General features: G+C 67.0%; 20 protein-coding genes. 7 read left to right on the top strand and 13 right to left on the bottom strand.

What is annotated here, in order from left to right:
• Positions 1–205: 205 nt before the first annotated feature.
• Both rimM and ACP7AG_RS00610 read left to right on the top strand, forming a co-directional pair.
• Positions 206–784 (top strand): ribosome maturation factor RimM, encoded by a 579-nt coding sequence (gene rimM / locus ACP7AG_RS00615; protein ID WP_426010619.1) that lies wholly within the window; start codon positions 206–208, stop codon positions 782–784.
• A 3-nt stretch (positions 785–787) separates the two neighbouring features.
• On the top strand, positions 788–985 hold the full coding sequence (locus ACP7AG_RS00610; protein ID WP_426010618.1) for a hypothetical protein: 198 nt from the start codon (positions 788–790) through the stop codon (positions 983–985).
• Between the two features lies 1 nt (position 986).
• Here the strand turns inward: ACP7AG_RS00610 and ACP7AG_RS00605 are convergent, their stop codons facing one another.
• Positions 987–1,841 carry an acyl-CoA thioesterase gene (locus tag ACP7AG_RS00605; RefSeq protein WP_426010617.1) on the bottom strand — a complete coding sequence of 285 codons (855 nt, stop codon included), beginning with the start codon at positions 1,839–1,841 and terminating at the stop codon, positions 987–989.
• Positions 1,842–1,920: 79 nt separating this feature from the next.
• On the opposite strand from ACP7AG_RS00605, the gene ACP7AG_RS00600 reads away from it, so the two are divergent.
• Positions 1,921–2,838: a histone deacetylase family protein gene (locus ACP7AG_RS00600; RefSeq protein WP_426029421.1), complete on the top strand. Its 918-nt coding sequence runs from the start codon at positions 1,921–1,923 to the stop codon at positions 2,836–2,838.
• Between the two features lie 269 nt (positions 2,839–3,107).
• On the opposite strand, the gene ACP7AG_RS00595 is transcribed toward ACP7AG_RS00600, so the two are convergent.
• From ACP7AG_RS00595 to ACP7AG_RS00585, 3 genes are read right to left on the bottom strand one after another with little or no spacing between them, the layout of a single operon-like run.
• Positions 3,108–3,278: a DUF2256 domain-containing protein gene (locus ACP7AG_RS00595; protein ID WP_426029420.1), complete on the bottom strand. Its 171-nt coding sequence runs from the start codon at positions 3,276–3,278 to the stop codon at positions 3,108–3,110.
• A 9-nt stretch (positions 3,279–3,287) separates the two neighbouring features.
• Positions 3,288–3,707 carry a PaaI family thioesterase gene (locus tag ACP7AG_RS00590; protein WP_426029419.1) on the bottom strand — a complete coding sequence of 140 codons (420 nt, stop codon included), beginning with the start codon at positions 3,705–3,707 and terminating at the stop codon, positions 3,288–3,290.
• The gene (locus ACP7AG_RS00585; protein WP_426010610.1) at positions 3,704–4,204 is read right to left on the bottom strand and encodes a PaaI family thioesterase; all 501 of its coding nucleotides are present in this window, start codon (positions 4,202–4,204) and stop codon (positions 3,704–3,706) included. Before ACP7AG_RS00585 ends, ACP7AG_RS00590 begins: the two co-directional genes overlap by 4 nt.
• Before the next feature lie 41 nt (positions 4,205–4,245).
• Here ACP7AG_RS00585 and ACP7AG_RS00580 point away from each other — a divergent pair, with 41 nt between their 5' ends.
• Positions 4,246–5,256, top strand: a complete 1,011-nt coding sequence (locus tag ACP7AG_RS00580; RefSeq protein ID WP_426029418.1) for a ligase-associated DNA damage response exonuclease — start codon at positions 4,246–4,248, stop codon at positions 5,254–5,256.
• Between the two features lie 158 nt (positions 5,257–5,414).
• On the opposite strand, the gene ACP7AG_RS00575 is transcribed toward ACP7AG_RS00580, so the two are convergent.
• Positions 5,415–5,831, bottom strand: coding sequence for a PaaI family thioesterase (locus ACP7AG_RS00575; RefSeq protein ID WP_426029417.1), 417 nt, complete (start codon positions 5,829–5,831; stop codon positions 5,415–5,417).
• Positions 5,832–5,925: 94 nt separating this feature from the next.
• On the opposite strand from ACP7AG_RS00575, the gene ACP7AG_RS00570 reads away from it, so the two are divergent.
• Both ACP7AG_RS00570 and ACP7AG_RS00565 read left to right on the top strand, forming a co-directional pair.
• Complete coding sequence (locus ACP7AG_RS00570) at positions 5,926–6,648, top strand: hypothetical protein (RefSeq protein WP_426010605.1); 723 nt, start codon at positions 5,926–5,928, stop codon at positions 6,646–6,648.
• Positions 6,649–6,684: 36 nt separating this feature from the next.
• On the top strand, positions 6,685–8,289 hold the full coding sequence (locus tag ACP7AG_RS00565) for a cisplatin damage response ATP-dependent DNA ligase (protein ID WP_426029416.1): 1,605 nt from the start codon (positions 6,685–6,687) through the stop codon (positions 8,287–8,289).
• A 38-nt stretch (positions 8,290–8,327) separates the two neighbouring features.
• Here the strand turns inward: ACP7AG_RS00565 and ACP7AG_RS00560 are convergent, their stop codons facing one another.
• The 4 genes from ACP7AG_RS00560 to ACP7AG_RS00545 form a co-directional block, all read right to left on the bottom strand.
• On the bottom strand, positions 8,328–9,551 hold the full coding sequence (locus ACP7AG_RS00560) for a multidrug effflux MFS transporter (RefSeq protein WP_426029517.1): 1,224 nt from the start codon (positions 9,549–9,551) through the stop codon (positions 8,328–8,330).
• A gap of 145 nt (positions 9,552–9,696) precedes the next feature.
• Positions 9,697–10,581 carry a hypothetical protein gene (locus ACP7AG_RS00555; RefSeq protein WP_426029415.1) on the bottom strand — a complete coding sequence of 295 codons (885 nt, stop codon included), beginning with the start codon at positions 10,579–10,581 and terminating at the stop codon, positions 9,697–9,699.
• Positions 10,581–11,354, bottom strand: coding sequence for a hypothetical protein (locus ACP7AG_RS00550; protein ID WP_426010600.1), 774 nt, complete (start codon positions 11,352–11,354; stop codon positions 10,581–10,583). Before ACP7AG_RS00550 ends, ACP7AG_RS00555 begins: the two co-directional genes overlap by 1 nt.
• Positions 11,355–11,416: 62 nt before the next feature.
• Complete coding sequence (locus tag ACP7AG_RS00545; RefSeq protein ID WP_426010598.1) at positions 11,417–12,577, bottom strand: DegT/DnrJ/EryC1/StrS family aminotransferase; 1,161 nt, start codon at positions 12,575–12,577, stop codon at positions 11,417–11,419.
• 142 nt (positions 12,578–12,719) lie between these two features.
• Here ACP7AG_RS00545 and ACP7AG_RS00540 point away from each other — a divergent pair, with 142 nt between their 5' ends.
• The gene (locus tag ACP7AG_RS00540) at positions 12,720–13,703 is read left to right on the top strand and encodes a mechanosensitive ion channel family protein (protein WP_426010597.1); all 984 of its coding nucleotides are present in this window, start codon (positions 12,720–12,722) and stop codon (positions 13,701–13,703) included.
• Here ACP7AG_RS00540 and ACP7AG_RS00535 read toward each other — a convergent pair.
• From ACP7AG_RS00535 to ACP7AG_RS00520, 4 genes are read right to left on the bottom strand one after another with little or no spacing between them, the layout of a single operon-like run.
• A complete protein-coding gene (locus ACP7AG_RS00535) occupies positions 13,633–14,808 on the bottom strand; it encodes a trans-sulfuration enzyme family protein (protein ID WP_426029414.1) in 1,176 nt (391 codons plus the stop codon). The genes ACP7AG_RS00540 and ACP7AG_RS00535 overlap by 71 nt on opposite strands.
• A gap of 12 nt (positions 14,809–14,820) precedes the next feature.
• Positions 14,821–15,126, bottom strand: coding sequence for a type II toxin-antitoxin system RelE/ParE family toxin (locus ACP7AG_RS00530; protein ID WP_426029413.1), 306 nt, complete (start codon positions 15,124–15,126; stop codon positions 14,821–14,823).
• Position 15,127: 1 nt separating this feature from the next.
• Positions 15,128–15,388, bottom strand: a complete 261-nt coding sequence (locus tag ACP7AG_RS00525; protein WP_426029412.1) for a type II toxin-antitoxin system ParD family antitoxin — start codon at positions 15,386–15,388, stop codon at positions 15,128–15,130.
• A 52-nt stretch (positions 15,389–15,440) separates the two neighbouring features.
• Positions 15,441–16,841, bottom strand: a complete 1,401-nt coding sequence (locus ACP7AG_RS00520) for a pyridoxal-phosphate dependent enzyme (RefSeq protein ID WP_426029411.1) — start codon at positions 16,839–16,841, stop codon at positions 15,441–15,443.
• Between the last annotated feature and the right edge of the window lie 9 nt (positions 16,842–16,850).

Genomic DNA, 16,850 nt, shown 5'->3' with positions numbered 1-16,850 from the left:
GGTTTTTGCGCCCCGGGTTTCTTAAAACACCCCCGACCCCTAGGGCTTGGGCGGTGGGCGCCTGGTTTTTCGGACCAGGGCGACGACACCTCTACCATCTCCCCGGCGAAGGCCGGGGCCCAGGTGAAGCCCACGAGTCGCCCAGGATGGATCTGGGTCCCGGCCCTCGCCGGGAAAACGGTGATGGGTTAAGGCGTTTCTCACCATGACCCAGTCTCCTGACACGAACCTGATCCTCGTTGGCCGCGTCGCTGGCGCCTTTGGCGTGCGCGGCGAGCTGAAGATCGCGACCTATACCGAAGCCCCCCTGACCCTGACCAAGTTCAAGGCCCTGACCCGCCAGGACGGCTCGCCCGCCCTGACCGTTGAGACCGCGCGGGTGGTCAAGGACGGCGTCGTGGCGCGCTGCGCGGGCGTCGACACCAAGGAAGCGGCCGACGCCCTGCGCGGCCTGCGCCTGTATGTCCCCCGCGCGGCCCTGCCCGAGCCGGACGAGGACGAGTTCTACCTGGCCGACCTGATCGGCCTGCCGGTGCGGCATGTCGCCACCAACGCCCTGCTGGGCAAGATCAAGAGCGTCCAGAACTTCGGCGCCGACGACCTGCTGGAAATCGACCCCGCCCTGGGCGGCCAGACCTGGTACCTGCCCTTCACCCGCGCCGCCGTGCCGGAGGTGAAGATCGCCGAAGGCCTGGTGCTGGCCGATCCGCCGGCCTTGGTGGGTGAGCCGGAAGGGCCTGAAGAGGCGGTCGAGGACGACGACACCGAGCGGCACTACGACTGAGTATTGACAATTGCGGCAGGTGACCAAGCTTCTCGCCGACGCCAGCAAGGCGCTGCCGCCAAGACGCAGGCCGAGGCGGGCGAGATCGAGGTGCGGCTATTGGTCCGCAAGCTGCAGTTAGTCATCAAGGCCGAGCGGGCGATGACCGGCGGTGACCTCGATCGATCCATCGGCGTTCTTGAGCGCCTCGGCGCGGCCTAACCTACTTCCGCACCCGCATCAGGCACTCCTGGGCTACGGAGGCGACCAGCAGGCCCTCGCGGCTGAACATCTGGCCGCGCACCAAGCCGCGCCCCTGCGAGGCCGAGGGGCTGTCCTGGGCGAACAGGGTCCAGGCGTTGAAGTCGAAGGGATGGTGGAACCACATGGCGTGGTCCAGGCTGGCGGCCTGCAGGCCGGGGCTGGTCCAGATCAGGCCGTGCGGACGCAGGGCGCTTTCCATGAAAGCCATGTCCGAGGCGTAGGCCAGGGCGCATTGCTGCAGGCGCACGTCGTCGCCCAGCGGCGCCTTGGCCCGCATCCAGACCTCCTTGGTCGAGGACTTCGGCGTCGGCTTGGTCGGGTGCTGCGGATCCACCCAGCGCAGGTCGATCGGGCGCGGATATTCGGCCATCTTGACGAAGCGCGGATGAACCTCGTCGCCGAGCGAGCGAAGGTATTCGGCGTCGGTCGGCAGGGTCTCGGGATCGACGCTCGACGGCATCGGCGCCTGGTGCTCCAGCCCAGCCTCCGGGGTCTGGAACGAGCAGGAGAGGTTGAAGATCTGCTCGCCGTGCTGGATCGCCGCCACCCGCCGGGTGGTGAAGGTGCCGCCGTCGCGGGCCCGCTCGACCTCGTAGAGCACCGGCGCGTTCACATCGCCGGGCCGGATGAAATAGGCGTGCAGCGAGTGGCAGACCCGCTCGGGCACGGTCTTGTAGGCCGCCATCAGCGCCTGGGCGATGACCAGGCCGCCAAAGATACGGGGAAAGCCGTCATTGGGGCTGACGCCCCGGAACAGGTTCACCTCGATGGCTTCGAGGTCGAGGATTTCGGCGAGGTTCTCGGGTGTGCGCATGGCGGTTGGTTAAGCGCCAGCGGGCGCGGGGGCAAGTCGCGACCTTGCGTCACGTGCGCGCGCTCCCCATCGTTGCGCCATGGCCAAGCCGTTCCCGCCGATCATCCACCACCCCGCCTTCCGCGCCGAGATGCCAGCGGGACACCGCTTTCCAATGGACAAGTTCTCGCGCCTGGCCGCTGTGCTCCAGGCCGAGGGGCTCGCCGGCCCGGCGGGTTTCATCCGTCCCGAGCCGATCGACGAGGACAGCCTGCGGCTGGTTCACGACGAGGCCTATATACGCGGCGTCATCGACCTGACCCTGCCGGCCAATGTGGCGCGACGGATCGGCATGCCCAACACCGACTCCGTGGCCACTCGGGCCCGCGCCGCAGCCGGCGGCACGTTACTGGCCGCGCGCCTGGCCTTGGAGCACGGGATCGCCTGCAACACCGCCGGTGGCAGCCACCATGCCCAGGCCGATACGGGGGCCGGGTTCTGCGTGTTCAACGACGTGGCGGTGGCGGCAAGGCGGCTACAGGCCGAGGGCGTCGTACGCCAGGTGCTGGTCGTCGATCTCGACGTTCACCAGGGCGATGGCACGGCGCGGATCTTCGAGGGCGATCCCAGCGTCTTCACCTTCTCGATGCACGCCGAGAAGAACTTCCCGGCCCGAAAGGCGGCGAGCGACCTCGACGTCAACCTGCCCGATGGCACGGGCGACGCGGATTATCTGGAGAGACTGGAAGCGCTCCTGCCGGAGCTGCTGACGCGGGTGGCGCCCGACCTGGTGTTCTTCAACGCCGGGGTCGATCCGCACGCGGACGACAAGTTGGGGCGTTTGAGTTTGAGCGACGGGGGGCTCGCGCGGCGCGAGGCGTTCGTCCTGGGCTCATGTCTGGAAAGGGATATCCCGGTGACCGGGGTGATCGGTGGCGGTTATGACGCCGACATCGATCGTTTGGCGCATCGTCACGCCCTTCTCCACCGGGCGGCCCGAGAGGCTCTGAAAGCCTGAAGGGGCGCTAGCCCGGTGGAGCTAAGCGGCGATCATTCAGAAGCTCGTGGAGATGGAGCCAGCGATCACGACGAGGGGCAGAAGGGCCAGGATCAGGCTGGCGAAGGCGGAAACGTTGTTGGTCGAGAAGGTCATGGTCTTGGTTCCCTGAAAGGTCCGGCGCGACGACCGCGTCCGGTGATCAGGGGTATAGGCGCGGCGGATGGTGAACACCCGTTACCTTTGCTTCATGAAGCGCTTTTAAGAAACGTTGATGCAGATAATCGGCATTACAAAGGTGTAATCTTATTGGCACGGCACTTATCGGAGCAATATTTTACCTCGTCCCAGACCCGCTCCCATTTGCGTCGCCAGGTGAAGGGCCGTTTGCAGGTCACGCACACCTTGGTCGGCAAGTCGCCCTTGCGCGTCACAGTCCCGCGATTGACGTGGCGAGCCATGGCGGAGAGTCAGTCCTCGGCCGAGGTCAGCAGGAAATGACCGCGCAGGGCGGCGATCGGCGCGGCCCGCTGCTCCTGCCACGCCTCGACATGGACATTGGCGATCCGGCGGCCGACTTTCTTGATCTGAGCGCGGGCGAAGGTGGTCAGGGGCCGGCCCGAGCGCAGATATTCGATCGACACGTCGATGGTGCGCGGCTGGCGCTTCAGCGGCTCGGCCACCGACAGCTGGGCCAAGGCGGTCATCTCCATGAAGGCGCCCAGCACACCGCCGTGGATGGCCGGCAACATCGGATTGCCGACGCTGTGGTCGGAGAACGGCAGGATGGCGGTCATCTCGTCGCCGGCCAGCTCGGCGCGCATGCCGATGAAGCGGGCATAGGGGATCGAGCCGAGCATGGCGATCAGGCGGGTGTCGGCGTCGCTCATTGGGCCGACTCCGCCTTGTCGCGCGGCGGCTTGAAATTGGCCCCCGGCTTCTTGCCGGCGCTGGAATCGAGCATGAAGGCGGCCTGGGCGGCGGCGATCGGGTCGTCGGGGTCGTCTTCATAGGCCACGGCCCGGACGAAGGCGACCGAGCGGGTCACCTTGTAGCAATGGGCCCGGGCCAGCACGTCGCGTCCCGGCTGGGCCGGCCGCATGTAATCGATGCGCAGGTCCAGGGTGGCGATCGAGGTCCATTCGGTCAGGGCCGCGTGCACCGCCTGGCCGCTGGCGTGGTCCAGCAGGGTGGTGACCACACCGCCGGCAATGACGCCGGTTTCCGGGTCGCCGACGATCTCGGGCCGGTAGGGAACCTTGAGGATCGCCACCGCCTCGCCGATCTCCAGGGTCTGGAAGCCCAGGGCCCGGGCCTGGGGGCTGCCCTCGTTCATGGTGTTGGCGATCAGCCGATGCTGGTCGGCGGAACTGAAATCATTGCTCATGGGATAGGTTTATAGCCGGGCGCGTTCCCATATCCACCGTGATGAAACCGCAAGACCTGCTCTGTCCGAGGCCCGCCGGGCTCTACTGCCCGCCCGGAGGCTTCTATATCGACCCCGTCCGCCCCGTGGACCGGGCGGTGATCACCCATGGCCACGCCGACCACGCCCGCGCCGGCCATGGCTCGGTCGCCGCGACGCCGGAGACCCTGGCGATCATGGCGGAACGCTATGGCGAGGACTTCGCCGCCAATCGCACGCCGATCGCCTATGGCGAAAGCTTCACTCACAACGGTGTCGAGGTGGGGCTGGTCCCCGCCGGCCACGTGCTGGGATCGGCCCAAGCGGTGGTCAAGTGGAAGGGCATGACCATCGTCGTCTCCGGCGACTACAAGCGCCGCCGCGACCTGACCTGCGCGGCCTTCGAGCCCGTGCCCTGCGACGTGTTCGTGACCGAGGCCACCTTCGGCCTGCCAGTGTTTCGCCATCCGGACGACCGGGGCGAGATCGCCGCCCTGCTGAAGTCGGTCGAGCAATTTCCCGAGCGCTCCCACCTGGTCGGCGCCTATGCCCTGGGCAAGGCCCAACGGGTGATCGCCCTGTTGCGCGAGGCGGGCTGGGACAAGACCATCCATGTCCATGGCGCCCTGGAGCGGCTCAACCGTCTGTACGAACGCCACGGCGTCGATCTCGGACCCCTGGAGCCGGCCACCACGGGCGGCGCCAAGAAAGACTTCGCCGGAGCGATCATCATCGCCCCACCCTCGGCCCTGGCCGACCGCTGGTCGCGGCGATTTCCCGACCCGGTCGATTGTTTCGCCAGCGGCTGGATGCGTGTGCGGGCGAGGGCGCGCCAGCGCGGTGTCGAATTGCCGCTGATCATCTCCGACCATGCCGACTGGGACGAACTGACCGCCACCCTCGACGAGCTGCGCCCCGGCGAGGTGTGGATCACCCACGGCCGCGAGGAGGCCCTGGAGCGCTGGTGCGAGCTCGCGGGCATCCCGGCCCGGGCGCTGCGGCTGGTGGGCTATGACGAGGAAGAGGGGGAGTAAATTACCCTTCTCCTCTTGCGGGAGAAGGTGGCGGCCGAAGGCCGACGGATGAGGGGTCGTGCAGACGTCGACCACCGTGAGCGGCGGCGATAACCTTCGACCCCTCACCCGACCCCACTCCGTGTGGGGCCACTGTCTCCCGCAAGGGGAGGGGGAAATCACGACACCTTGAACGTCGCCCGCGCCCGCGCCACCGGCTTGCCATTCGCCGACACCGTCGCCTCAGCATAGCACAGGCTCTTGCCCGGCTTGATGAAGTCGGTGTCGAACACCAGCCATTGGCCAAGCTTGGCGGCCGCCAGATAGTCGAGCCCCAGCGAGACAGTGATCAGCCCGTTGCTGGGGATCTTCAGCCTGGCCAGCATTACCCCGCACGACAGGCCCATGGCGTTGTCGGCCAGGGCGGCGATCAGGCCGCCGTGCGGACCGCCGCGCGAATTGGTGTGCGGCTCGCGCACCTCTACCGCCAACAGCCAGCGATCGTCGCGAATGTCGGCATAGATCGGCTCCCATGGCGTGGTCAGCGGGTTCTTGCGAGGATGCGGCGTGAACGGGTCGGGCGGCTGGAAGGTCATGACCGGGCTCCGGGCTAGCCAACTTCAAACAGATGTTTGAATTCTTCGCAAGCCGCCTGACCGTGCTAGCGTCGCCGTGGGCAGGGGAATGCGCATGGGCAAGGCAAGCCGGCCGTTGAAACTCGACGCCGACAAGGTGGTCGCCACTCTCGACCATCTGCGCGTGCGGATCGCCGAGCGGTTCCCGGACTCGGGCCTGGCCGAGGTCAGCGCGCAATTGACCGCCACCGCCCGGGTCACCGCCCAGCGCGCGCACCGGCTCTCGCGACCTTATCTCTTCCTGCGCACCCTGGTGACGCTGATTGGCGTGGGGGCGCTCGGCTTGGAAGCGGCGCTGATCGCCCGCCTGGACTGGCTGGCCAGCCTGCGCGGCGCAAGCACCCTGACCCTGGCCCAAGGCCTGGAGCCTGCGGTCAATCTGGTGCTGCTGTCGGGCGCGGCGATCTGGTTCCTGCTGTCGCTGGAGGCCCGCTGGAAGCGCTCGCGGGTCCAGAAGGCCCTGCACGAGCTGCGGTCCTTCGCCCACGTCATCGACATGCATCAGCTGACCAAGGACCCCACCCTGGTGCTGGGCCCGCGCACCGCCTCCTCGCCCGCCCGCGAGATGAGCCGCTTCGAACTGGCCCGCTATCTCGACTACTGCGCCGAGATGCTGGCCCTGACCGCCAAGCTGGCGGCGCTCTATGCCGGCGAAAGCAACGACTCCATCGTCATCGCCGCCGTCAACGACATCGAGACCCTGGCCTCCGACCTGGGCCGCAAGATCTGGCAGAAGATCATGATCCTGGGTCAGCTGGACGAGACGCGGGCCGAGTAGGCTTGAACTTAAGCGCCAGAGCGACATTTCATTCCCATGCGCGCCTTCGCCCACCTCCTCGACCGCCTGTCCCTGACGAGCTCGCGCAACGCCAAGCTCACCCTGATCAAGGACTTCCTGGGCGAGACACCCGATCCGGAGCGCGGCTGGGTGCTCGCCGCCCTGACCGGGGCCCTGTCGTTCAGCGCCGCCAAGCCGGCCTTCATCCGCAAGGCCATCGAGGCGCGGATGGACGCCCAGCTGTTCGCCTGGTCCTACGACTATGTCGGCGACCTGGCCGAGACCGTCGCCCTGGCCTGGCCGGAGCGTCCGGGCGCCAATCGCGAGCCGGATCTGTCGGACGTGGTGGAGGCCCTGCGCACCGCCTCGCGCGCCGAGGTGCAGCGGTTGATCGAGGGCTGGCTGGACGCGCTCGACGCCGACGGCCGCTGGGCGCTGCTGAAGCTGATGACCGGCGGCCTGAGGGTGGGGGTGTCGTCGCGCCTGGCCAAACAGGCCTGCGCCGATTTCGGCGGGGTGGAGATCAGGGTGATCGAGGAGGTCTGGCACGCCATGACCCCGCCCTATGGCGACCTGTTCGCCTGGCTTGAGGGACGCTCCGAACAGCCCTCGCCCGACGCGCCGGGGCGGTTCAGACCGGTGATGCTGGCCCAGGCGATCGACGAGGCGGTGGACTTCGCAAAGCTGGACCCCGCCGCCTACGCCGCTGAGTGGAAGTGGGACGGCATCCGTGTCCAGGCGGTCAGCGAGCGCGGGGAGCGGCGGCTCTATACCCGCACCGGCGACGACATCTCGGCGACCTTTCCCGACGTACTGGAGGCCCTGACCTTCGAGGGGGCCATCGACGGCGAGCTGCTGGTGATGCGCGATGGGGCGGTGGCCAGTTTCGGTGATTTGCAGCAGCGGCTGAACCGCAAAAGCGTCGATCCCAAGCAGCTAGTCGCCTATCCGGCGGGCATTCGCGCCTATGACCTGCTGCTAGACGGGGAGACCGACCTGCGCGGCCTGCCCTTCGCCGAGCGTCGCACGCGACTGGAAGCGTTCATCGCCCAGGCCGCCAGCCCGCGCATCGACCTGTCGGCCGTCCAGCCCTTCGAGACCTGGGAAGAACTGGCCGCGCTGCGCGCGTCGCCGCCGGAGGGCGATCCGATGATCGCTGAAGGCCTGATGCTCAAGCGCTGGGACAGCGTCTATGAGCCGGGCCGCCCCAAGGGGCCGTGGTTCAAGTGGAAGCGCGATCCCCGGCTGATCGACGCGGTGCTGATGTACGCCCAGCGCGGCCACGGCAAGCGGTCAAGCTTCTACTCCGACTACACCTTCGGCGTCTGGCAGGAGGATGAAACGGGCACGCGGCGCCTGACGCCGGTCGGCAAGGCCTATTTCGGCTTTACCGACGAGGAGCTGAAGCAGATCGATAAGTTCGTGCGCGACAACACCCTTGAGCGGTTCGGCCCCGTGCGATCGGTGCGCGCCGATTGGGACTTCGGCCTGGTGTTCGAGGTGGCGTTCGAGGGGCTGCAGCGCTCGACGCGGCACAAGTCCGGCGTGGCCATGCGCTTTCCGCGCATCAACCGCATCCGCTGGGACAAGCCCTCGCGCGAGGCGGATGAACTGCCAACCCTGGAGCGGATGCTGGATTGAATTTTCTATCCCGGCAGTCGCCGGGACCAGCGATTAATTCAGTGTCCCGCTCCGGCTATCGCATCGGCCGCACCTGCTCCCGACTGGAACATCCGGCCTTTCTCGGTGATCAGCACCGCGATCAGCCCGGCGATGCCGAAACCGGCGAAACCCAGGGTCAGGGGCACGGTCGTGCCGTCGAACAGTTGGCCGATATAGAAGCCGAACAAGGCCCCGCCGATGGTGGTGATGAACCCTTGCACCGAGGCCGCCGTGCCGGCCAGATGGCCGAGCGGCTCCATGGCGATCGCGCCGAAGTTCGACATCACCATGCCGAAACAGAACATCATCCCCGCCTGTAGCAGCGAGAACGTCCAGAGGGTCTCATGGCCGCTCAGGGCGACCAGGGCGTGGACCACCGCGAAGGCGATGTAGCCCAGCAGCGACACGTGCGAGACCATCCGCATGCCGAAACGTCCGACGATCTGGGAATTGACCAGCGATGAGACGGCGATGCCGCCGGCGATGGCCGCAAAGATCAGGGTGAACAGCTTGCCCGCCCCCAGCACCTCGACAAAGACCTGCTGGGCGGAATTGAGGAACCCGAACAGCCCGCCCAGCACCAGGGTGGAGGCCAGGGTGTAGCCGACGGCGACGCGGTTGGTCAGGCATTCCTTGAAGGCCGCCAAGACCGGGCCCACGGCCAGGGGCGTGCGGTCTTCCGGGTGCAGGGTCTCGGGCAGCTTGAGCGCCGCCCACACGATCACCGCCGAACCGAAGATGGACAGGATGCCGAACACCCAGGGCCAGGGCGCGACCAGCAGGATGGCCTGGCCCACCGACGGGGCGATGATCGGCACGCCCAGGAAGACGATGAACGACAGCGACATCACCTTGGCCATCTGCCGCCCGCTATAGCAATCGCGGACGATCGACACCGACAGCACCCGCGTCGCCGCCGCCCCGACGCCGCACAGGGCGCGGGCGATCAGCAGCATCTCGAACGAGGTGGCGAAGGCGCAGGCGGCGGCGAACACCACATAGATCGCCAGGCCGACCAGCAGCACCGGCTTGCGCCCGAAGCGGTCGGCCAGCGAGCCATAGACGATCTGGGCCGCGCCGAAGCCCAGCAGATAGGCGGTGAGGATCCATTGCCGCTGGTTGGCCGAGGCCACGCCCAGGGCCTGGCCGATCTGCGGCATGGCCGGCAGCATCGAGTCGATGGCCAAGGCGTTGGTGGCCATCATCGCGGCGATCAGGGCGACGAACTGGCCAAAGCCCATGCCGGGATGCGGCCCAGGTCGGGGGGCGGGCGCGGTGGTGGACATGACGCTCTCTCACAGGCCGGAACGCCGAAGCGCCGGCCGGCGCGAGACGCGATGGGGGCGATATAGGCCACGGCGGGCCGTGCGCCAACGCCGCTTCGATCTAGGGGACCATCTGGAACTGGATGCTCACCGTCTGGTCGTCTCCCGCCTTGGAAGCGCCCTCCGCCGATTGGCCGACGCTGGCCACCCGCAGCAAGGGCTGCGAAGCGCCCTGTTCCGGGGGTGCGTTACGCAGCTTGGCCAGCAGAGGCTGGGCGCCGGTCAGGGCTTGGTGGAAGACGGCCGCGCGCTGCAGCGCCAGGCTCGCCGCCATTTGACCTTCTGGCGTGAACACGTCGAGGCTGGTCTGGCTGAGCACATTGACCACCATCAGGCGCGGGCCGCCGGGCGTGCAGCCTGCGCTGGCCGGCGCGCCGTAGCCCATGCAGGGCAGTCGACGCGCCAGGGTCACCGCGACCTGGCCGGCCACCTTCCCTCCCTCCGGCGACAGATTGGCCGAGCCCGGTAGGAACAGCTTTTCGGCCTTGAAGTTCAGTGACCCGCTCGCAGGATCGCCGGACACCGGCGCGCCAGCGTCCCGCAGGTCCGCGTCGAGCGAATCCAGCAGCACCCGGCGCGCGTCGACGGTCGCGATGGCTTGGGCCGAAGCCTGGGCGGGTTGCGCGAACGAAAAGCAGCGGCGCTCCGTGGGGGTTCCGCTGTCGCCGTCGCTGAGCAAGGCTTCGGGGACGCACAGCACCCGGGCCTGGTAATCGACCTCCAGGTCGGCGTTGCGCGACTTGAGATTGCCTGCGGTCTGCAGCAGAGCGGCGGTCTCGGGCTGTTTGGCGCCGACCAGCTTGGCTGTCGAAGCACGGAACTCGAACGCGAAATAGCTGAGCATGATGATGAAGATGAAGATCACCCCAACCATCATGTCGGTCATCGACACATAGTAGCTTTCCCCCTCCTCCACATCGACCGCCCGGCTGCGCTTGCGGCGCATCAGACGTGGCCCGTCCGCGACGCTGGCGTGTTGGACCGGGCCAAGGCGGCCTCGATGCGACCCAGCACCGCGAGTTGCTCCAGCATCACCTTCTCGGGCGGCGCGAAGCGGACGCAGGCGTCGAGGAGCGCGAAGAGGTGAGATTCCAGCGCCTCGATCGCCTGCCGACGGCGACGCGCGGCCAGTCGCAGGATGATCGAGGCCAACACCCCGGCGATCGAGGTCCAGAACTTTGTGGCGGCGATGGTCAGCAGGTTGATCAAGGCGCCCTGCATGGCCGCGCCCTCGGCCGCCGCGCCGTGGGGCGCCATGGCCGCAGTGGCCTCGGTCAGGGCCGCGACAATGCCCATGAAGGTGATGACCAGGCCGATGGCCACCATCAGATTGGCCCACCATTCGAGGGTGCGGGCGGGCGCGTCAGCATGGTCGAAGACGTCTGCGGCATGGATCGAGGCGGCCAAGCGACCATCCTCCGTGGGCGTTAGCTGGCTATGATAGTGCGCCCAGCCAAGCTCAAGGACAGGGTTGGCCATACCGCCGAAGCGCTGGTCGATCGCTCCAATCGCTTTGGCGAAGGCTTTCTGGCGATCACCTTGCAATTCCTCCAGCAGCTCGATGCGGCGACGGAAATCGTCACGCAGCGGGACATACTCAAAATGGCCCGACTGGAAGATCAGGCCGATGGCGAAGACCAGGATGGCGCCGGCCATCATCAGGGCCGCGCCCGGCGTGCTGAACACCGCGACCACGAAACTCGTCACCGGATCGTGCATCTGTACCCCGCACGCTGCCCGCCGCCACAATAGTTCCGCGTGCGGCGGGAACGGGGCGCAGCTTAGCCATTGAACGCCCGGATCGCGTCGATGATCCGCTGCTGGTCCGCCTCGCCCAGATAGGGATGCATTGGCAGGGCCAGCACGGTCTCGGCCTTGGCCTCGGTCACCGGCAGGCCGCCGACCCCGCGCGGGAAAGCGGCGTAGGGCGCCTGGACATGCATCGGCACCGGATAATAGACCGCCGTCGGCACGCCCTGGGTCTTCAGGTGCGCGGCCAGGCCATCGCGGTTTCCGTGCTCGATCACATACTGGGCCCAGACAGAGACGCCGCCGGCGATCACGCCCGGCGTCGCCAGCACCGCGCCCTTCAAGCCCTCGGCGTAGCGATGGGCCACGACTTGGCGCAGGTCGATCTCTTCCTGGAAGATCGACAGCTTCTCGATCAAGATCGCCGCCTGTATCGTGTCCAGCCGGGAGTTCATGCCGATGCGGGTGTTCAGATACTTGGTGTCGTGTTCGAAGGTGCGGCCCACAAGGTCGGAGGCCACGGCCTTTCCGTGCACCCTAAGGCTGTCCATAAGGTCCCACAGGTCCTGGTCGTTGGTCAGCACCGCGCCGCCGTCGCCATAACAGCCCAGGGGCTTGGCCGGAAAGAAACTGGTGGTGGCGACGTCTGCCCAGTGTAGCGGGTGCTTGCCGTCCAGGGTGCAGCCAAAGCCTTGGGCGCTGTCGGAGATCAGCTTCAGCCCTTCGCGGTCGCAGATGGCCTTGATCGCGGGATAGTCGGCGGGCTGGCCGAAAAGGTCGACGGCGATCACCACCTTGGGCGCCAGCTTGCCGTCGGCCTTCACGCCGGCGATGGCCGCTTCCAGCTTGGCGGGGTCGAGGTTGAAGGTGTCTTCCAGGATGTCGACGAACACCGGCGTCGCCCCGACCCATGGCACAACCTCCGGCGTCGCGGCGAAGGTGAAGGACGGGCAGAACACCGCGTCGCCAGGCCCGATACCCCAGGCCATCAGCGGCAGGGCGATGGCGTCGGTGCCGTTGGCGCAGGACAGGGCCAGCTTGGCCTGGCCGAACACCGCGAGCCTGGCCTCGAATTCTCGTACCTGCGGACCCATCACATAGGCGCCGCTGTCGAGGACGCTGGCGATCGCCGCGTCGATTTGCCCGCGGATTCGGCGCTGTTGCGCGGCGAGGTCGATGAAGGACATGCTCATGGGCGGCGCTCTTAGAGGCGGATCGGCTCGAGTTCGAGCCAATTGATGTAACCGACTGTTTCCTCGCCACGAAGCGCTACCGTCACAACAGGTCCGCGCGAGCCGCGTTGACCGCTCGCCGCCGGGGCGCCATCGAGGGACCATGCAAACCAAGCCGGCCGCCGTTCCGCCCAACATCACCCTCCCCGCCATCGCCAATGTGAAAGCCGACGAGACGATGTTGGGGCATTTTCTTGATTGGCTGGGCAAGGTGGCGGTGAACCTGGTGGTCGCCGCCCTGATCCTGGCGGCCACCTTCTGGATCGCCGGCTGGCTGGCGGGCGTCGTTCGCCGATCCCTGGCGCGGGTGCATCGCAACAACCCCGACCCCACCCTTGAGACCTTCGGCGCCTCGCTGGTGCGCTACGCCGTGGTCGCGGTGGGCCTGGTGGCGGTGTTGCAGCAGGTGGGCGTTCAGGCCACCTCGATCCTCGCCGTGCTGGGCGCCGCCTCGCTGGCCATCGGCCTGGCTTTGCAGGGCGCGTTGTCGAACGTGGCGGCCGGGGTGATGATCCTGCTGTTTCGCCCCTACAAGGTCGGTGATCTCATTGAGACCTCGACCCGCCAAGGCACGGTCAAGGCGCTGGATCTGTTGTTCACCGAGATCGCCACGCCGGACAACATCAAGGTGATGATCCCCAACAGCAAGGTGTTCGGCGATGTCATCCTGAACTACTCGGCCCACCGCAATCGCCGAGCCGACGTGGTGTTCAAGGTTCCGCTGAAGACCGACCTGGTCGCGGTGTTGCAGAAGATGCGCGAGCGGGCCGAGGGCGATCCAAGGGTGCGCAAGGATCCGGCTCCGATGATCGAGGTCGTCGATCTGACCGAGGCCTTCGCCCAGGCGGCGATCCGCGTCTGGACCGCCAGGGAGGACTATGGACCGGTCAGGACCGACCTGATGCTGGCCGCCCACCTGTGGGCCGAGGACCCGACGCGGGACCTTGCGCCACCCCGTCCCTCCAAGGCGCCGGACCCGTCGCCGGTCATGCCCGGCGACACGGGTCAACACCTGTTCAGGCTGAGAGCGCCTCGGAAAGGTCGGCGATCAGATCCTCGCAGTCCTCGATCCCCACCGACAGCCTGATCAGGGTGTCGGAAATGCCCAGGGCGGCGCGCTGGTCGGTTGGGATCGAGGCGTGGGTCATGATCGCCGGATGCTCGATCAGGCTCTCGACCCCGCCTAGGCTCTCGGCGAGCGTGAAAAGACGGGTGCGTTCCAGCATCCGCTTGGCGGTGTTGACGTCGCCCTTCAGCTCCACCGAAATGATGCCGCCAAATCCGCCCAGCATCTGGCGCTTGGCCAGTTCGTGCTGCGGATGGCTGGGCAGGCCCGGATAGATCACCCTGGCGACGTCGGCGCGGGTCGACAGCCACTTGGCGATGGTCATGGCGCTGTCGCAGGCCCGCTGCATGCGTAGGGCCAGGGTCTTGACGCCGCGCAGGGCCAGAAAGCTGTCGAACGGCCCCAGCACCGCGCCGACGGCGTTCTGCAGGAACTTCAGCTTCTCGGCGACCTCGGCGTTGTCGCCGACCACCGCCACGCCCGCCACCACGTCGGAATGGCCGTTCAGGTATTTGGTGGCCGAGTGCATGACCACGTCGAAGCCTAACTCCAGCGGCCGTTGCACGAACGGGCTGGCGAAGGTGTTGTCGGCGACGGTGATCAGGCCGTGCCGCTTGGCCAGGGTCGCGATCGCCGACAGGTCGGCCAGGCGCAGCATCGGATTGGTGGGCGTCTCCACCCAGATCATCTTCGTCTCGGGGGTAATCGCCGCCTCGATCGCCGCCAGATCGCCCATGTCCACGAAGCTAAATCTCAGCCCGGCCGAGCGCTTGCGCACCTTGTCGAACAGCCGGAACGAGCCGCCGTAGAGGTCGTCGCTGGCGATCACGTGCGCGCCGGTGTCGAGGATCTCCAGGATCGTCGAGGCCGCCGCCAGGCCCGAAGCGAAGGCGAAACCCGCCGTACCGCTCTCCAGATCGGCGATGCAGCGCTCGAAGGCGAACCGGGTCGGGTTGTGGCTACGGCTATATTCGAAGCCCTTGTGCTCGCCGGGACTGGACTGGACATAGGTCGAGGTCGCGTAGATCGGCACCATCACCGCCCCCGTCGTCGGGTCGGGAAACTGGCCGCCGTGGATCGTGCGGGTGGCGAAGGCCAAGCGGTTCTTGCCGGGGATGTCGGTCATGGAAACTCGGTGTCAGAGAGATTTGGGAATGTCAGCCAAATCGCGGGCGCCATGCAGCATGCGCGCGATCACAGGCGGCTTTCGAGTTGGATCGTAGACCAGGACATAAGGAAACCCTGTCATCCTGAAGAGCCGAAAAGGTGGCCGTACGAGATCAGGTTGTTCCTGACCGAGATGAGCATTTCGACCCAAGGCGTCAGCGGCGGCGAGCATGACGTCCGTCAGCTTGAGCGCGGCGTGCGGACTATCGCCAGAGATCCAGTTTGCTGCGGCGAGAAGCTCACGCCTAGCTTGGGGCGCGATCGTCGCTGGCGCCATCTTACTCGACGACTTCCTTGGCGGCTGCCTCAATGGCGGCCTTCATTTCCGCCGCAACCTCGGCGGCTGTAAAGCAACCATCGCGATCAGCCTCCGCTATTGCCTCGTCCAGCGAGGCGTTCAACCGCTCGCGCCGCACTTCTTGTTCCTGAAGCAGCGTAAGGGCCGCCTTGACGACAGCGCTGACATCTTCATAGCGACCCTCTGCGACGCAATCGCGGGCGAATTGCTCTAGATCGGGCTTCAGCGTGATTTCCATCATCGGGCCTTTCCTCGATGGAAGCATGAACCGATCGGAACAAATCCGCAACGGCCTAGCTGGCCAGCCTCAGGTGGTTGATCAGGTCCACGCGGGTGATCACGCCGACGAACTCGTCGCCGTCGCAGACCAGGGCCACCTCGTCGCGGTCGAACACCTCGGGCAGGGCGTCGACGCCCTGGGTGGTCTGCAGGGTGTTGACCGCCTTGGTCATCGCCGCCCCGACCAGGGTCTTGAACTTGGGCCCACGGCTATCGTCGGGACCCTCGACGGCGGCCAGAACGTCGCTCTCGTCGAGAATGCCCACCAGCTTGCCGTGATCGACTACCGGCAGTTGGCTGATATCGCCGCTGCGCATGCGGTTATAGGCGGTCATCAAGGTGTCGTCCGGGCCGATGGCCACCACCCCGCCGTCGGCATAGCGCTTGGCGATCAGGTCACGCAGGTCGCCGTGCAGCTCGCGCTGGTCGAAGCCGTGGGCGGCCAGCCACATGTCATTGAACATCTTGGTCAGGTATTTGGCGCCGGTATCGCACACGAACGTCACCACCCGCTTGGGCTCGGTCTGGGCCTGGCAGTAGCGCAAGGCCGCCGCCAGCAGGGTGCCGGAGGACGAGCCGCCGAGGATGCCCTCCTTCTTCAGCAGCAGACGGGCGGTGTCGACGCTCTCGCGGTCGCTGATCGAATAGGCCGTCTTGACGAAGTCCATCTGCGCATTGACGGGGATGAAATCCTCGCCGATGCCCTCGACGATCCACGACCCGGCCTCGCCATGGGTCCCGGTCGCCACATAATCGCAAAGGATCGAGCCGACGGGATCGGCCAGCACCATTTGCGTCTTCGGCGAATGCTGGGCCATGAAACGGCCGATGCCGGTCAGGGTGCCGCCCGAGCCGACCCCCACCACCACAGCGTCGACATCGCCGCCCATCTGCTCGAAGATTTCCGGTGCGGTGGTGGTCTCGTGAGCCAGCGGATTGGCCGGGTTCTCGAACTGGTTGACATAGATCGAGCCAGGGATCGACTGGGCCAGGGTCTGGGCCATGTCCTGGTAATATTCCGGGTGGCCCTTGCCGACATCGCTGCGGGTCAGGCGCACGTCCACGCCCATGGCGCGCAGGTGCAGGATCTTCTCACGGGCCATCTTGTCCGGGACGATCAGGATCAGCTTGTAGCCCTTCAGCGTCGCCACCTGGGCCAGGCCCAGGCCGGTGTTGCCGGCCGTCGCCTCGATGATGGTCCCGCCGGGCTTGAGGCTGCCGTCGGCCTCGGCCGCTTCGATCATCGAGCGCGCGACGCGATCCTTGATCGAGCCCCCGGGGTTCTGGTTTTCGAGCTTCAAGAACAGTCGGCAGAGGCCGGTGTCGAGGTTGTGAACCTCCATCATCGGCGTCCGGCCGATCAGATCCAGCGCGGAACCGACGACCGGGGGAAGAGCGGATTTGGGGTCGTTCATGGCGCAACT

The organism is Caulobacter sp. DWP3-1-3b2, assembly GCF_049896325.1.
Classification (GTDB): domain Bacteria; phylum Pseudomonadota; class Alphaproteobacteria; order Caulobacterales; family Caulobacteraceae; genus Caulobacter.
The sequence above is the reverse complement of the archived record's forward strand: the minus strand, read 5'-3'. Positions and strand labels throughout refer to the sequence as shown.

Excerpts from the sequence above, each read along its gene's own strand:
- rimM (WP_426010619.1), top strand. The coding sequence starts at position 206 with ATGACCCAGTCTCCTGACACGAACCTGATCCTCGTTGGCCGCGTCGCT.
- ACP7AG_RS00525 (WP_426029412.1), bottom strand. The coding sequence starts at position 15,388 with ATGATGGAAATCACGCTGAAGCCCGATCTAGAGCAATTCGCCCGCGAT.
- ACP7AG_RS00555 (WP_426029415.1), bottom strand. The coding sequence starts at position 10,581 with ATGCGCCGCAAGCGCAGCCGGGCGGTCGATGTGGAGGAGGGGGAAAGC.
- ACP7AG_RS00590 (WP_426029419.1), bottom strand. The coding sequence starts at position 3,707 with ATGAGCGACGCCGACACCCGCCTGATCGCCATGCTCGGCTCGATCCCC.
- ACP7AG_RS00535 (WP_426029414.1), bottom strand. The coding sequence starts at position 14,808 with ATGACCGACATCCCCGGCAAGAACCGCTTGGCCTTCGCCACCCGCACG.
- ACP7AG_RS00600 (WP_426029421.1), top strand. The coding sequence starts at position 1,921 with ATGGCCAAGCCGTTCCCGCCGATCATCCACCACCCCGCCTTCCGCGCC.
- ACP7AG_RS00585 (WP_426010610.1), bottom strand. The coding sequence starts at position 4,204 with ATGAGCAATGATTTCAGTTCCGCCGACCAGCATCGGCTGATCGCCAAC.
- ACP7AG_RS00550 (WP_426010600.1), bottom strand. The coding sequence starts at position 11,354 with ATGCACGATCCGGTGACGAGTTTCGTGGTCGCGGTGTTCAGCACGCCG.
- ACP7AG_RS00570 (WP_426010605.1), top strand. The coding sequence starts at position 5,926 with ATGGGCAAGGCAAGCCGGCCGTTGAAACTCGACGCCGACAAGGTGGTC.
- ACP7AG_RS00565 (WP_426029416.1), top strand. The coding sequence starts at position 6,685 with ATGCGCGCCTTCGCCCACCTCCTCGACCGCCTGTCCCTGACGAGCTCG.
- ACP7AG_RS00545 (WP_426010598.1), bottom strand. The coding sequence starts at position 12,577 with ATGAGCATGTCCTTCATCGACCTCGCCGCGCAACAGCGCCGAATCCGC.
- ACP7AG_RS00595 (WP_426029420.1), bottom strand. The coding sequence starts at position 3,278 with ATGGCTCGCCACGTCAATCGCGGGACTGTGACGCGCAAGGGCGACTTG.
- ACP7AG_RS00560 (WP_426029517.1), bottom strand. The coding sequence starts at position 9,551 with ATGGGCTTTGGCCAGTTCGTCGCCCTGATCGCCGCGATGATGGCCACC.
- ACP7AG_RS00580 (WP_426029418.1), top strand. The coding sequence starts at position 4,246 with ATGAAACCGCAAGACCTGCTCTGTCCGAGGCCCGCCGGGCTCTACTGC.
- ACP7AG_RS00540 (WP_426010597.1), top strand. The coding sequence starts at position 12,720 with ATGCAAACCAAGCCGGCCGCCGTTCCGCCCAACATCACCCTCCCCGCC.
- ACP7AG_RS00520 (WP_426029411.1), bottom strand. The coding sequence starts at position 16,841 with ATGAACGACCCCAAATCCGCTCTTCCCCCGGTCGTCGGTTCCGCGCTG.
- ACP7AG_RS00530 (WP_426029413.1), bottom strand. The coding sequence starts at position 15,126 with ATGGCGCCAGCGACGATCGCGCCCCAAGCTAGGCGTGAGCTTCTCGCC.
- ACP7AG_RS00605 (WP_426010617.1), bottom strand. The coding sequence starts at position 1,841 with ATGCGCACACCCGAGAACCTCGCCGAAATCCTCGACCTCGAAGCCATC.
- ACP7AG_RS00575 (WP_426029417.1), bottom strand. The coding sequence starts at position 5,831 with ATGACCTTCCAGCCGCCCGACCCGTTCACGCCGCATCCTCGCAAGAAC.